This window comes from Nonomuraea sp. CA-141351 (genome assembly GCF_050944675.1).
Taxonomy (GTDB): domain Bacteria; phylum Actinomycetota; class Actinomycetes; order Streptosporangiales; family Streptosporangiaceae; genus Nonomuraea.
Genome location: NZ_CP191982.1, coordinates 7,201,785 through 7,214,488 on the forward strand (window position 1 = coordinate 7,201,785; position 12,704 = coordinate 7,214,488).

Below are 12,704 nucleotides of genomic sequence, written 5' to 3' on the forward strand. Positions count from 1 at the left end.
ATATGGTTCAACACAACAGTCAGTGGGCTGCGTACCTCGAGGACACCTACCTCATGGAGCTCGCCACGGAGGTGACGGCGGCGGGGCGGCACGACGACGGCGTGGCGTGGGTCGCGGTTCGGCGCAACATCTTCCACCCCCAGGGCGGCGGCCAGCCCGCCGACCGCGGCTGGGTCGGCGAGCGCGAGGCCGCTCCCGTCCGCGATCCCGCTACGGGGCTGGTGGTGGTGCGAGGCGGCTTCGACGACCTCGCCGTGGGCGACGCCGTCCACACCCGGATCGACGCCGATCTGCGCCTGCTGCACGCGGCCCTGCACACGGCAGGTCACCTCGTCGAGGCGGCCGGGCGCGTCGAGGGCTGGACGATGGCCGGCAGCGTGCACTTCCCCGGTCAGGCGCGGATCGAGTTCACGCCGCAGGACGCCCTGGACGATCGGGACAAGGCGGCCGCCCGGCTGGCCGAGTACGTGGAGGCGGCGGTGGCCGACGACCTGCCCGTCACCGCGGACTACGACGGCGAGGGGCGGCGCATCGTGCGGCTGGGGGACGCGCACGCCGCTCCCTGCGGTGGCACCCACGTACGCAGCCTGGCGGAGCTGGCACACGTCACGATCGCCTCGGTGAAGACGAAGAAGGGGCGCATCCGCGTCTCGTACGACGCCGCGCACAGGCCACGCCCATGACCACCGACGACCGGGACCACCGCCCCGCCTCCGGCGAAGACCGCCGCCCCGCCCTTGACCGGCACCGCCGCGCCGCCCCCGACCAGGACCGTCGCGGCGCTCAGGACGCTGACCGGCGCGCCGCCCCCGACCAGGACCCTCGCGCCGCTCAGGACGCTGACCGCCGCGCCGCCCCCGATCGGGAGCGGCGGGCCGCGAGTAGCGCCGCTGCCGCGGCCGGCGCTCAGGTGCAGCGGCGGCGGCGCCAGCGCGGGATGAGCCAGGCCGAGCTGGCCCGGCGGACCGGCCTGAGCAAGGCCACGCTGTCGCAGCTGGAGGCGGGCGCGGGCAATCCGACGATCGACACGCTCGACGCCATCGCGGTCGCGCTCGCCATCCCGCTCACCGACCTCCTGTCGCGCGAGAGCGCCCCCACCACGTTCCACCTCCCGGCGACGGCCGCGAGCGAGGACGGCCCCACCCGCGAGCTGCTGCGCCGCATCAGCGGCGGCCACAGCCTGGAGCTGTGGCGGCTACGGCTGCCCCCGCACACCGCGGTGGACGGCGTCCCGCACGCGCCCGGCACGGTGGAGCACCTCCTGGTCGCCTCGGGCGAGCTCACCGCGGGCCCCGTCACGGACGCCCGCCTCCTCGGCCCCGGCGACCTGCTGGCCTTCGCCGGAGACGCCCCGCACCTCTACCGCACCGGCGACTCCCCCGCCGACGTCACCGTCGTCATCGCCTCCCCTGCCATCGGCTGACCGACCACACACAGCCGGGCCCGCCCTGCCGGCACCGCATCGCCGGGCTGGGCGCCGTGCCCGCACGGCGTCCGGGCGCCGTGCCGCCGCACATCCAACGTGCCGCCGCATCGGCACGCCGCCCTCCGAGCCAAGGCGCCCGAAGGCGGAGCGACCACCGGGGCGGAGCCGAAGCTTATGAGGGTGGGCAGGTCGCTAGGCGCGGGCGCGCTGGACCACCACCGCTCCGAGGGGCTCCAGACCGACCGAGCCCGACACGCGCTCGCCCGTGAGGAGGTCGGTCCCCTCCCCTTCGAACGGCACCGACGCGCTCTCCTCCCCGCTGTGGTTGAGCAGGAACACGTACTCGTGCTCCGCATCCCCCCGCACTGCGCACTCCACGTGGGCGGGCACCCCCGGGAAGGGCGTCCGGACGCCCGCCGCCTCCACGGCCGCGACCAGTTCGGCGTCGAAGGCCGCCTGCTCCAGCAGCGTGGCGAAGTACACGACGCGGCCCGCGCCGAAGCGGTTCTCCACGACGGCCGCCCGCCCGGCCAGGAGGCCGTCGCCGTAGGTGGCCAGGGCCGTGCCCGTCTCCAGGTGGATGTCGTCGCGCCACCAGGTCGAGGTCGCCCGCCGCCCGTCCGCGAACTCCACGGAGAAGACCTCGTGCGGCCTGGCCGGCCAGTATTCGTCGATCTTGGCCCCGATGAGCTGCCGGAATGCCCCCGGGTAGCCGTCGGGCCGCACCCGGTTGCAGTCGTCGACCACGCCGGAGAAGAACGACATGATCACCGTCCCGCCGTCGCGGGCGAACTCGGTGATCCGCCGCACGCCCTCGTCGTCGATCAGGTACGCGTTCGGCACCACCAGCACCTTGTACCCCTCCAGCGAGGACCCGGAGGACACCACGTCCACCGGGAAGTGCTGCGACCACAGCGGCGTGTAGTGCCGCATGACCGTGTCGGCATAGCTGAAGTCCTGGCGCGGCAGCCCCGCGGTCTCCTCCAGCCCCCACCAGCCGTCCCAGTCGAAGAGGATCGCGACCTCGGCACGCGAGGTCGTGCCGGCCGCGGGCGCGAGCAGCTTCATCTCCCGCCCCAGGTCCACGACCTCCCTGAACGTGCGCGAGTCAGGCCCGGAGTGCGGCAGCATCGCCGAGTGGAAGCGCTCCTGCCCGCCGCGGCTGGCCCGCCACTGGAAGTACATCACCGAGTCCGCCGCCCGCGACACCGCCTGAAGCGAGCCGAGGCGCATGCGCCCGGGCTCCTTGACGATGTTGAGCGACCACTGGCTGACCGCGCTGGCGGCCTGCTCCATCAGCAGCCACGGCTGCCCGCCCTTGAGCGAGCGGAACAGGTCGAACTGGAAGGCCGCCGACACGTGCGAGTCGGCGTCGGCGGGGTTGGGGTAGATGTCGAGCGCGACCGCGTCCTCCTCGGGCGCCCACTTCCAGTAGTCGGCGTGCTTGAAGAACCGCATGAAGTTGGTCAGCACCGGGATGTCGTCACGGAAGGAGCGGACGATGTCGCGTTCGGCGATGTAGCACTCAAGGAGGGCGTCGGAGGAGAACCGCTTGAAGTCGAGCCGGCGTGCCGGGTTCATCCAGGTGCGCGGGATGTGCGGCACCTCGATCTGGTCCCAGTCGGTGTAGCGCTGGCTCCAGAAGCGGGTCGTCCACGCCTCGTTCAGCGTTTCCAGGTCGCCGTATCGGCGCTGCAGCCAGCGCCGGAAGTTGACCGAGGCGGCCTCGTTGTGCGCCGTGGGCCCGTACTCGTTGGAAATGTGCCACATCGCCAGCGCCGGGTGGAACGAGTAGCGCTCGGCGAGCTTGGTGGTGATGTTGGCGGCGTATTCGCGGTAGATCGGCGACGACGGGTCGTAGTGCAGCCGGTTGCCGAAGCCGAAGCGCTCGCCGTCGGCCATGATCGGGAACACCTCGGGGTGTAGCTGCGTGAGCCAGACGGGCGGTGCCGCCGTGGGGGTGGCAAGGTTGACGCTGATGCCGTTCTCGTGGAGGAGGTCCATGATCTCGTCCATCCAGGCGAACTCGTACTTGCCAGGTTCCGGCTCCAGCGACGCCCACGCGAACACACCGAGGGAGACGACGTTGACGCCGGCCTCACGCATGAGCCGGACGTCCTCCCGCCACACGGCGGGGTCCCACTGCTCCGGGTTGTAGTCGCCGCCGAAGGCGAAGCCTCCGAGACGGTTCCTAAAGGCATCCAAGCGCGACATTTCATAGCTCCTGTTGGGATGGAAGGATCCTCGACGTGAGGCAGAGTACGCCGGTCATCAGTCGTCCTTTCCCGGCTCGACCGACACGGCGGTCAGGCGCCGCTCGGAGCCGCTGATCTCATACAGGGGGCCGGTCAGCTCCACGGACTGCTCAGCGATCGGTTCCGCGACCGAGCGGCGCACCGACAGGCCGATCTCGCCGGGCTCGACGACGCGCCGCCCGTCCCGGCCGGTGAAGGCCAGCAGCCTGGCCGGGACGTCGAAGCCGACCTTCGCGCTCTCGCCGGGGGCCAGCTCGACCCGGGCGTACCCGACGAGCTGGGCGAGGGGCCTGGTGACCGAAGCGACCTTGTCGGAGGCGTACAGCTGCACCACCTCCACCCCGGCGCGCTCGCCGGTGTTGCGCACCATGACCGAGCAGCGGATCGACCCTGCCGTGCCGGCCGTCGCGGCGACGGACAGGTCCTCGTAGGCGAAGCTCGTGTAGCTCAGCCCGTGCCCGAAGCCGAGCGCGGGAGCCGGGTCGATGTTGCTGACCGAGCCGGCCGCGCCGAGCCTGGGGTGCAGGTAGCTGTAAGGCTGTCCGGCGGTCGAACGGGGCATGCTCATGGGAAGGCGGCCGGAGGGGTTCACGGCGCCGGTCAGCACGCGGGCGATGGCGCCCGCGCCCTCCTCACCGGGGAAGTACGCCTGCACGACGGCGGCGGCGTCCCTGAGCAGGCCAGGCACGGCGTACGCGCGCCCGGTCATCAGCACCACCACGGTCGGCGTGCCCGTGGCGAGGACGGCGTCGGCCAGCTCCTGCTGCGCGCCCGGCAGGTCGAGGCTCTCCGCGTCGCAGCCCTCGCCGGACGTACCTCGGCCGAACAGCCCCGAGCGGTCGCCGAGCACGAGGATCGCGAGATCCGACTCCTCTGCCAGGCGCGCTGCCGCGGCGATGCCCGTACGGTCACCGTCGTCCACGCCCGTGCCCCGCGCGACCTGGATCGTCGCGCCGGGCAGCTCCTCGCGCAGCGCGTCGAGGAGCGTGGGCGCGGCGATGCCGGACTCGACCCCCGGGAAGTGCGGCAGGACGTGGTTGACGAACGAGTAGCAGCCGAACAGGGCGGTGACGCTGTCGGCGTTCGGGCCGATCACGGCGACGGTCTTGCCCGCGGCGTCGCCGAGCGGGAGCACGCCGTCGTTCGTGAGCAGCACGATCGACTCCTCGGCCAGGCGCCTGGCCAGGTCGCGGGACTCGGGGTCGTCGAGGTCCACCGGCCCGGACGGCTCGGGCTCGTAGCCGTCGTCCAGCAGGCCGAGCCGGGCCTTCTGCAGCAGCACGCGCCGCAGCGCCCGGTCGACGAGGGCCTCGTCGATCCTGCCTTCGGTCACCGCCTGCTTCAGCGGCTCCAGGTAGGCGACCCCGGTGGGCAGCTCGACGTCGATGCCCGCCGTGAGCGCCTGCACGGCCGCGTCCTCGGCGCCGGAGGCCACGGCGTGCAGCGTGTGCAGGAAGGCGACCGCGAAGTAGTCGGCGACGACCGTACCCTCGAAGCCCCATTCGTCCCGGAGGATCCGGGTGAGGTAGTACGGGTCGGCGGCGATCGGGATGCCGTCGATCTCGGCGTAGGAGTTCATGACCGAGCCCGCCCGCGCGTCCTTGACCGCAACCTCGAACGGGAACAGCAGCGTGTCGGCCACCTCGCGGGCGCCGGCGTGCACGGGTGCGAGGTTGCGGCCGGCGCGGGAGTTGGAGTAGCCGACGAAGTGCTTCAGCGTGGCGATCATGCCCGTGGACTGCACGCCGCGCACGTAGGCCGCGCCGATGGTCGCGACCTCGTACGGGTCCTCGGAGATGCACTCCTCCACCCGTCCCCAGCGCTGGTCACGGATCACGTCGAGCACCGGGGCCAGGCCCTGGTGCACGCCGAGCGTCCGCATGCTCGCCCCGATCCTGGCACCCATCAGCTCGACCAGTTCGGGGTCGAACGAAGCGCCCCACGCGGGCGGCACCGGGTACGTCGTGGCCCGCCAGGCCGCCAGGCCGGTCAGGCACTCCTCATGCGCGAGCGCGGGAATGCCGAGCCGGGTGTGGTCGCGGAGCCAGCGCTGCCGCGCGGCCAGCGCCGTGCTCGCCCACTCGGGGTCGACCGGCCTGGTGCCGTAGTGGCGGGTGATCTGACCCAGGCCATGGCGCGCGAACGCCTCGAACTCGACGTCCTCGCCCTGCATCGAGTCCTGCAACGGCGCGACGACGCCTTCCTCGCGGTTGACGTTCAGCCACACGCCCACGAGCTGAGCGAGCTTCTCGTCAAGCGACATGTCCGCGAGCAGTTCCTCGACCCGTTCCATACACCCTCAATCGGCGGTTGGTGGATCGGAAAGTTTCTGGCATACTTTCCGAAAGATTACCGTGACATTGCCGAGGGGTTACGCTAGGCTCGGGCCTGCAGAGATGTCAACAGCACTGATCGGGTAGCAGCATGCTCCCAGGTCAGCAGGAGACCTGCGGTTTCCGGCAGTTTCCGAAAGTTGTCTGGGAGGTCCTGTGGGTCGAGCCACGCTGGCCGACGTCGCGGCCGCCGCCGGGGTGTCCGTGCCGACGGTCTCCAAGGTCCTGAGCGGGAAGAAGCACGTCTCGGCCGCCACCAGGGACAAGGTGCTCGAGGCGGTCAGAGCCTTCGGTTACGAGGCTCCGCGCCCGCCGAGCAATCCCCGGGTCGGCCTCGTCGATCTGCTCATAGACGGGCTCGGCTCGCCGTGGGCCCAGGTGCTGATCAGGGGGGCGGAGCAGGCGGCGTCGCGGTGGGGCTTCTCGCTCGTGGTGACCTCGTCCTTCCGGGCCGACTTCGACCTGCGGCGCTGGATCGGGATCGTGCGCAAGCGCGGCACCGACGGGATCGTGCTGGTGCTGTCGCGGGCCAACCAGGAGGAGATCGCGGCCATCGAGGAGCTGCTGCACGTCCCTCTGGTGCTGCTCGACCCGGTGGGCCAGCGCGATCCGCGCATCTCCACCGTCGGCGCCACGAACTGGTCGGGCGGCGTCATGGCCACCACCCACCTGCTGGAGCTGGGGCACACGAGGATCGGCTTCATCGGCGGGCCGCTCGACACGCAGTGCACGCTCGACCGGTACGAGGGTTATCTGGCGGCCCACCGTACGTTCGGGATCGACCCCGATCCCGGGCTGACCCGTTACGGCGACTTCCTCGTCTCGGGCGGCAAGGAGTTCGGGGCCGAGCTGCTCGACCGCCCGGACCGGCCGACCGCCATCTTCGCCGGGTCGGACCTGCAGGCGGCGGGCGTCTACCAGGCCGCGACCGAGCGCGGGATCCGGGTGCCGGACGAGCTGTCGGTGGTGGGGTTCGACGACTCGACGTTGTGCGAGATGATGTCGCCGCCGCTCACCACCGTCCGCCAGCCGCTCGACGACATGGCCAACGAAGCGGTCCGGCTCATCTCGGAAGAGCTGACCCACCCGAGGGGCCCGGCGGGGACGCGCATCGAGCTCGCCACCACCCTCGTCGTCCGGGCCAGCAGCACGCGACCCAAACCGTGAACATCGGGCTTGGTCGATTCCGGCCGCCCTCGCGTACGGCCCCGGAACGGCCGGGTGGCCTAGGCGGCGTCATGGTGCCCGGGACAGGATGAAGTCCTCGTATCCGTCGGGCAGCCGCATGCCGCGCGACAACATCCAGTGCACCCGCCCGGCCCCCGTCAGCGCGAGCGTCGCGCGGTAGCCCAGCTCGACGTCCGCCCTCGCGAACCGGCCGCCCGCCCCGGCCAGGTAGTCCTCCACCGGATCCACGAACGTGGTCAGCGCCAGCGCCGCCAGGTCCGCCCCGACGGGCGCCGCGCCGAGCGTGGCCCAGTCGAGCGCCACAGTCGTTCCGCCCCCAGTGCCCGACTGGGCCACCAGGTTCCCGGCCGAGAAGTCGCCGTGCGTCAGGACGACCGGCAGCCGCGCCAGCTCCGCGAGCAGCTCGTCCTGTCGCTGCCACAGCCGGGCGACGCGCGGGTCGGCGTCCACGGGGGTCCATTCGCCGGCCGCGAGCCGCTGGGCGAGCTGGTGCCCGGCCAGCCAGGGCACGTCCGGCACCGTCGCGCCCGCCTGCCAGGCCCCGAGCCTGCGGGCCGCCCGCCCCGGCAGCTCGGGCCCGCAGCCCGCGACGTCGGCCAGGTACAGCACGTCGCCCACGACGCCGTGACAGCGCGGCGCGGCCAGCCCAGGTCCGATGGGGAGCAGGCCGCTCGCGTACGCCAGGGGCTCGCGCCGCCAGTACGCCCAGTGGCGAGGGTCCGCGGCGTACGGGGCATGCCGTCCGGACCGCAGGGGGTGGACCTCCTTGCGCACCACGGTGAACGGCACCTCCTCACCCCCGCACCGGGCCACGCCGGACAACCTGGTCACGGACCCGGTCGCAGCCCCCGAGCTCCCGCCGATGAGCTCGCTCCGGCACGTCACCACCGCCCCGCCCGAACGCCCCAGAACAGAGGCCAGGACGGGTGCGGGCAGCCGGTCATCCATGGGCGTCCTCCGCGTACGGGAGCGCGATCCCGATCGCCCGCCGGTAGGCCGCGACGTGGCCGGGAGCCCAAGTCGCCGCGTCGTCGGTGACGATCCGGTAGATGAGGGCGCGCACCAGCATCTGCCCCCACTCCGGCAGGTGCGACCAGCGGGCGGCCAGCTCGGGCGACGCGCCGTACCAGCACAGCGCGTCCGCGACCGCGACCGCCGCCGCCCACGACGGCGGCCGCCAGTAGACGGGCCAGTCGATGACCGCCGGTGGCAGGCCGTCGTCGGCGAACAAGACGTTCCCCAGCAGATCCCCGTGCACGGCCTGCGACTGCGGCTCGACCGGCCGGCGAGCCCGCACCAGCGGCTCCAGCAGCTCCAGCCCCACGGGGCCGGCACGGACGGGGAGCTCCTCCCACGCGACGCGATCGCCGTAGGACCACGGGTCGTCACGCAGGTCCAGGTACGCCGGCCGCTCCAGCCCGCTGATGGCCTCGTGGAAGGCCGCGCCGGCGCGCAGCACGTCGTCCTGCCGCCGGACGTCCGGCTCGCCGAGGACGAACCGGCACGCCTCCCAGCCCTGTGTCACCCACGAGCCATCCTGGGCCCGTACGGGACGGGCGATCCGGAAGCGGGACGAGACGGGCAGCGCGTCGAGCACGTCGGCCCGCCACAACGTCTCGGGCAGGAACTCCACGGGCTTGAACACCAGCGCGCCGACCCGCCACGCACCAGCGAGGTCGACCGGCTCGCCCGCGACACCGTAGGCCGCGACGACGTCGGCCGAGGGCGGGGTGCCGGTCACGGGGAGTCGAGCCATGCGTCCACGTCCGCCCTGAGCCTGGCTTTGAGCCCTTCGGGAGCGAAGGACGCGTCGATCGAGGCCCGGGCCAGCTCCGCCAGCTCCTCATCCCCGTACCCGAACACCTCCCGCATCCGGGCGTACTCGCCGGCCAGCTCCGTCTCCCCGTCCGTGTTGATCGTGACCGCCAGCCCCGCCTCGCGCAGCCGGGGCAGCGGGTGCTCGGGTAGCGAAGGGACGAGCCCGAGCAGGACGTTGGAGGTGGGGCACACCTCCAGCGGGATCCCGCGCTCACGCACCTCGGCTACCAGCGCGCCGTCCTCCAGCACCCGGATCCCGTGGCCGAGCCGCTCGGCGTGCCCGAGGTCGAGCGCCTCGCGGATGCTGGCGGCGCCGGCCGCCTCGCCCGCGTGGTGCACCAGATGCAGCCCGGCGTCCCTGGCCGCCTCGAACACCTCCGCGAACGGCGCCAGCGGGTACGCCTCGTCACCGGCCAGCCCCAAGCCGATCACCCGGTCGTAGCGGCCGGCCAGCTTGAACGTCCGCCACAGCCGCTCCAGCGGACGCCGCCTGGAGTGGTCGAGCAGCACCCGGCACTCGATCCCGTACCGTGCCTCGCCCTCGGCCAGCCCGTCGAGCACGGCCTCCAGCGGCATCTCCGGCTCACCCACCCGCTCGCCGTGGGCGGCGGCGGTGAAGGTCACCTCCACGTACCGGGTGCCCTGGGCGGCCTCGTCCTCGCAGAACTCCACCGCGATCCGCCGGAAGTGCTCGGCCGTGCGCAGCAACTCCCGTACCCGCGCCCGCTCGTCGCCGAACTCTCTGAAGCTGGCGAACAGCTCGCTGCGCTCGGGGGTGCCGCCCAGGTCGCGCACGGTCTCGGGCCGTACGGTGCTCTCCAGGTGTACGTGCAGGTGGGCCTTGGGCAACGCCCGTACGTCTCTCACTCCCGACACATTAAAGGGAGGCCCCTGCCGCATGCATTCGGATATTCGCGGCATATGGTTGGGGAATGACCTTGGTGCTGGTCCACGGCGTTCCCGAGACGGCCGCCGTCTGGGATCCCCTGCGCGCGGCCCTGAGCCGCCAGGACGTGCGCGCTCTCGCGCTGCCCGGCTTCGGCTGCCCCAGGCCCGACGGTTTCTCCTCCACGAAGGAGGAGTACGTCGCCTGGCTGGCCGGCGAGCTGGAGTCGATGGCGGGCGACGAGATCGACCTGGTCGGCCACGACTGGGGCGGCGGCCTGGTGGTGCGCCTCGTCAGCATCCGCCCCGAGCTCGTGCGTTCCTGGGCGAGCGACGCCGCCGGCATCGGACACCCCGGCTTCGAGTGGCACGACCTGGCCAAACTCTGGCAGACGCCGGGGGCCGGGGAGGCGTTCTTCGAGCAGCAGCTGGCCACGCCCGTGGAGGAGCAGGCCAAGGTGTTCGAGGGCTTCGGCATTCCGCACGAGCACGCCCTGCGAATGGCGTCCGCCGCGGACCAGGTGATGGCGGACAGCATCCTGGCCCTCTACCGGTCGGCCCTGCGCGTCGGGGAGGAGTGGTCGCCGGCGTTCGCGGACATCCCCGTGCCCGGACTGGTCCTGGCCCCCTCGGACGACCCGTTCCTGGTGCGCGACCTGGCGCGCGAGAGCGCGGCCAGGGCGGGCGCCGCGGTGGCCGCCCTGCCGGGGCTTGGACACTGGTGGATGCTCCAGGACCCGGCGGCGGGCGCGGCGCGGCTGGAAGCCTTCTGGGCCTCCGTCAGCTGATCTTGGTGATGCGGATCTTCGACTGCTTGTGCGGGCCCCGCTCCCAGTCCTCCATGAAGGTCGCCCCCAGCCCGTACCTCCCGGCCAGGGCCACCAGCGTCTCGGTGCGGTAGTAGAAGTCCTCCCGCAGCACGTGGTGCTCGTTCCCCTCGGTCCGGTCGAAGGTGAAGTCGAACCACGCGCCCGGCTTCATGATCCGCCCCACGTGGGCGAAGCACTCCTCGATGACGTGCAGCGGCGAGTGGGAGAAGACGCTGTGCGCGTGCACGACGTCGAAGTGCTCGTCGGGCAGGAACGCGAACCGCAGATCCCGTACCGGTGTGAGATGAGGCAGCTTGTCGTGCAGCCCATGCTGGGCGATCGTGTCCTGAGCGGCCATGAGGATGTCGGGCGAGATGTCGATGCCGTAGTAGTTTCCGCTGTGCAGGTAGTCGATGAACAGCCGCCCGGCCCGCAGGTTGCCGCACCCGATCTCCAGCATTCCGGCATTCCGGCTTGAGCCCGTGCCCGACCAGGTAGTCGAACTGCATGCGGCCCAGCGCCAGCCACCGTTTGTGGGTGTGTGAGCCGACCGCGCCCTTTGGATCGCGCGCGGTGTCGGACTTCATGACGGCCCGGTAGTAGGCGATGTGGTCACGCGTACACAGCCGGAACCACGTGTCGCGCGCCAGCCGCCGCAGATGGGGCGCGATCTTGTCCGGGTTCTTGACCGCGTAACCGACCTGGTGGACGAGGCTCGAACGGGAGCGTTTCACGTCTGGGAATCTAGACGCCGACCATGGCCTCCACCTGCCCATGGCCACAGTCTTGAGTTTCCGTTTGCGCAGCCTTTCTGCCAGGGGTTCAACTCAGGTAGTCGCGCAGCGCCAGGGAGCGAGAGGGGTGGCGGAGCTTGGACATGGTCTTGGCTTCGATCTGCCGGATGCGCTCGCGGGTGACGCCGTAGACGCGGCCGATCTCGTCGAGCGTCCTCGGCTTGCCGTCGGCCAGGCCGTACCGCATGCTGATCACGCCTGCCTCGCGCTCGGAGAGCTGGTCGAGCAGGGCGTGCAGCTGCTGCTGGAGCAGGGTGAACGAGACAGCGTCAGCCGGGGAGACGGCCTCGGTGTCCTCGATGAGGTCGCCGAACTCGCTGTCGCCCTCCTCGCCCAGCGGCATGCTCAGGGAGATCGGCTCGCGGCCGTAGCCCTGGACCTCGATGACCCGATCGACCTCGAGCTCGGTCTCCTCGGCGATCTCCTCCGGCGTGGGCTCGCGGCCCAGGTCGCTCTGCAGCCGGCGCTCCACCCGCGCCACCTTGTTGATCAGCTCGACCATGTGCACGGGGATCCGAATCGTGCGGGCCTGATCGGCCATGGCCCTGGTGATGGCCTGCTTGATCCACCACGTCGCGTACGTCGAGAACTTGTAGCCGAGCCGGTAGTCGAACTTCTCGATCGTCCGGATCAGGCCCAGGTTGCCCTCCTGGATCAGGTCGAGGAAGAGCATGCCGCGGCCGGTGTAGCGCTTGGCGATGGAGACGACCAGGCGTAGGTTGGCCTCCAGCATGCGGCGCTTGGCCCGCTCGCCGTCGTCGGCGATCCACTCCAGATCGGCGCGCAGCTCGGCGGGCAGGCCCGGCTCCGTCTCGAGCCGCTCCCTGGCGAACAGCCCGGCCTCGATGCGCTTGGCCAGCTCGATCTCCTGCTCGGCGGTCAGCAGCGGCACGCGCCCGATCTCCTTGAGGTATGCCTTGACCGAGTCGGCGCCGACGGCCGTGCCACCGTCGGCGACGTTGTCGTCGAGTTCGAGAACCTCTGCTGCTTCGGACAAAACACTCTCCTCGCTCGCTTTGGACACACGACGCGTTGAACTTGGGTCGGACCTGAAACTTGGGGCCTTGGCCATCGCCACCTTTGGGTTTGGAGGGACGAGAAAGCGGGAGACCGTGCGAGACCGTCTCTGACCACGCTACCCAACTGTTCATACAACGTGGCCTCGACCGGGTCGTGATTCCCACCATCGGCGATTA

9 protein-coding genes and 2 pseudogenes are annotated in these 12,704 nt (G+C 71.6%); 4 read left to right on the forward strand and 7 right to left on the reverse strand.

Going from position 1 to position 12,704, the window contains the following annotated elements; genetic code table 11:
• The first annotated feature begins 2 nt into the window (after positions 1–2).
• Both ACQPWU_RS34050 and ACQPWU_RS34055 read left to right on the forward strand, forming a co-directional pair.
• The gene (locus tag ACQPWU_RS34050; RefSeq protein WP_433429134.1) at positions 3–683 is read left to right on the forward strand and encodes a hypothetical protein; all 681 of its coding nucleotides are present in this window, start codon (positions 3–5) and stop codon (positions 681–683) included.
• Positions 680–1,423 (forward strand): helix-turn-helix domain-containing protein, encoded by a 744-nt coding sequence (locus ACQPWU_RS34055; protein ID WP_433429136.1) that lies wholly within the window; start codon positions 680–682, stop codon positions 1,421–1,423. Before ACQPWU_RS34050 ends, ACQPWU_RS34055 begins: the two co-directional genes overlap by 4 nt.
• A 195-nt stretch (positions 1,424–1,618) precedes the next feature.
• Here the strand turns inward: ACQPWU_RS34055 and ACQPWU_RS34060 are convergent, their stop codons facing one another.
• Positions 1,619–3,640, reverse strand: coding sequence for a beta-galactosidase (locus ACQPWU_RS34060; RefSeq protein WP_433429139.1), 2,022 nt, complete (start codon positions 3,638–3,640; stop codon positions 1,619–1,621).
• A gap of 57 nt (positions 3,641–3,697) precedes the next feature.
• On the reverse strand, positions 3,698–5,974 hold the full coding sequence (locus ACQPWU_RS34065) for a beta-glucosidase family protein (protein ID WP_433429142.1): 2,277 nt from the start codon (positions 5,972–5,974) through the stop codon (positions 3,698–3,700).
• Between the two features lie 196 nt (positions 5,975–6,170).
• On the opposite strand from ACQPWU_RS34065, the gene ACQPWU_RS34070 reads away from it, so the two are divergent.
• Positions 6,171–7,181 (forward strand): LacI family DNA-binding transcriptional regulator, encoded by a 1,011-nt coding sequence (locus tag ACQPWU_RS34070; protein ID WP_433429144.1) that lies wholly within the window; start codon positions 6,171–6,173, stop codon positions 7,179–7,181.
• A gap of 69 nt (positions 7,182–7,250) precedes the next feature.
• Here ACQPWU_RS34070 and ACQPWU_RS34075 read toward each other — a convergent pair whose 3' ends face one another.
• The 3 genes from ACQPWU_RS34075 to add are packed head-to-tail and all read right to left on the reverse strand — an operon-like array spanning position 7,251 to position 9,887.
• The gene (locus ACQPWU_RS34075; protein ID WP_433429146.1) at positions 7,251–8,150 is read right to left on the reverse strand and encodes a phosphotransferase; all 900 of its coding nucleotides are present in this window, start codon (positions 8,148–8,150) and stop codon (positions 7,251–7,253) included.
• On the reverse strand, positions 8,143–8,958 hold the full coding sequence (locus tag ACQPWU_RS34080) for a TIGR02569 family protein (RefSeq protein WP_433429149.1): 816 nt from the start codon (positions 8,956–8,958) through the stop codon (positions 8,143–8,145). Before ACQPWU_RS34080 ends, ACQPWU_RS34075 begins: the two co-directional genes overlap by 8 nt.
• On the reverse strand, positions 8,940–9,887 hold the full coding sequence (add, locus tag ACQPWU_RS34085; protein WP_433429151.1) for an adenosine deaminase: 948 nt from the start codon (positions 9,885–9,887) through the stop codon (positions 8,940–8,942). The genes ACQPWU_RS34080 and add overlap by 19 nt, the downstream gene beginning before the upstream one ends.
• 65 nt (positions 9,888–9,952) lie before the next feature.
• On the opposite strand from add, the gene ACQPWU_RS34090 reads away from it, so the two are divergent.
• A complete protein-coding gene (locus ACQPWU_RS34090) occupies positions 9,953–10,693 on the forward strand; it encodes an alpha/beta fold hydrolase (protein ID WP_433429154.1) in 741 nt (246 codons plus the stop codon).
• Here ACQPWU_RS34090 and ACQPWU_RS34095 read toward each other — a convergent pair.
• Positions 10,686–11,490: pseudogene (locus tag ACQPWU_RS34095) on the reverse strand (class I SAM-dependent methyltransferase). The gene ACQPWU_RS34090 and the pseudogene ACQPWU_RS34095 sit on opposite strands and share 8 nt — an antisense overlap.
• Positions 11,491–11,536: 46 nt before the next feature.
• Positions 11,537–12,532: pseudogene (locus tag ACQPWU_RS34100) on the reverse strand (RNA polymerase sigma factor); the annotation flags it as partial.
• Between the last annotated feature and the right edge of the window lie 172 nt (positions 12,533–12,704).

Bases quoted from the DNA above. Each gene is read 5' to 3' on its own strand.
- ACQPWU_RS34080 (WP_433429149.1), bottom strand. From the start codon at position 8,958: ATGGCTCGACTCCCCGTGACCGGCACCCCGCCCTCGGCCGACGTCGTC.
- ACQPWU_RS34050 (WP_433429134.1), top strand. From the start codon at position 3: ATGGTTCAACACAACAGTCAGTGGGCTGCGTACCTCGAGGACACCTAC.
- ACQPWU_RS34065 (WP_433429142.1), bottom strand. From the start codon at position 5,974: ATGGAACGGGTCGAGGAACTGCTCGCGGACATGTCGCTTGACGAGAAG.
- ACQPWU_RS34075 (WP_433429146.1), bottom strand. From the start codon at position 8,150: ATGGATGACCGGCTGCCCGCACCCGTCCTGGCCTCTGTTCTGGGGCGT.
- ACQPWU_RS34090 (WP_433429154.1), top strand. From the start codon at position 9,953: ATGACCTTGGTGCTGGTCCACGGCGTTCCCGAGACGGCCGCCGTCTGG.
- ACQPWU_RS34060 (WP_433429139.1), bottom strand. From the start codon at position 3,640: ATGTCGCGCTTGGATGCCTTTAGGAACCGTCTCGGAGGCTTCGCCTTC.
- ACQPWU_RS34055 (WP_433429136.1), top strand. From the start codon at position 680: ATGACCACCGACGACCGGGACCACCGCCCCGCCTCCGGCGAAGACCGC.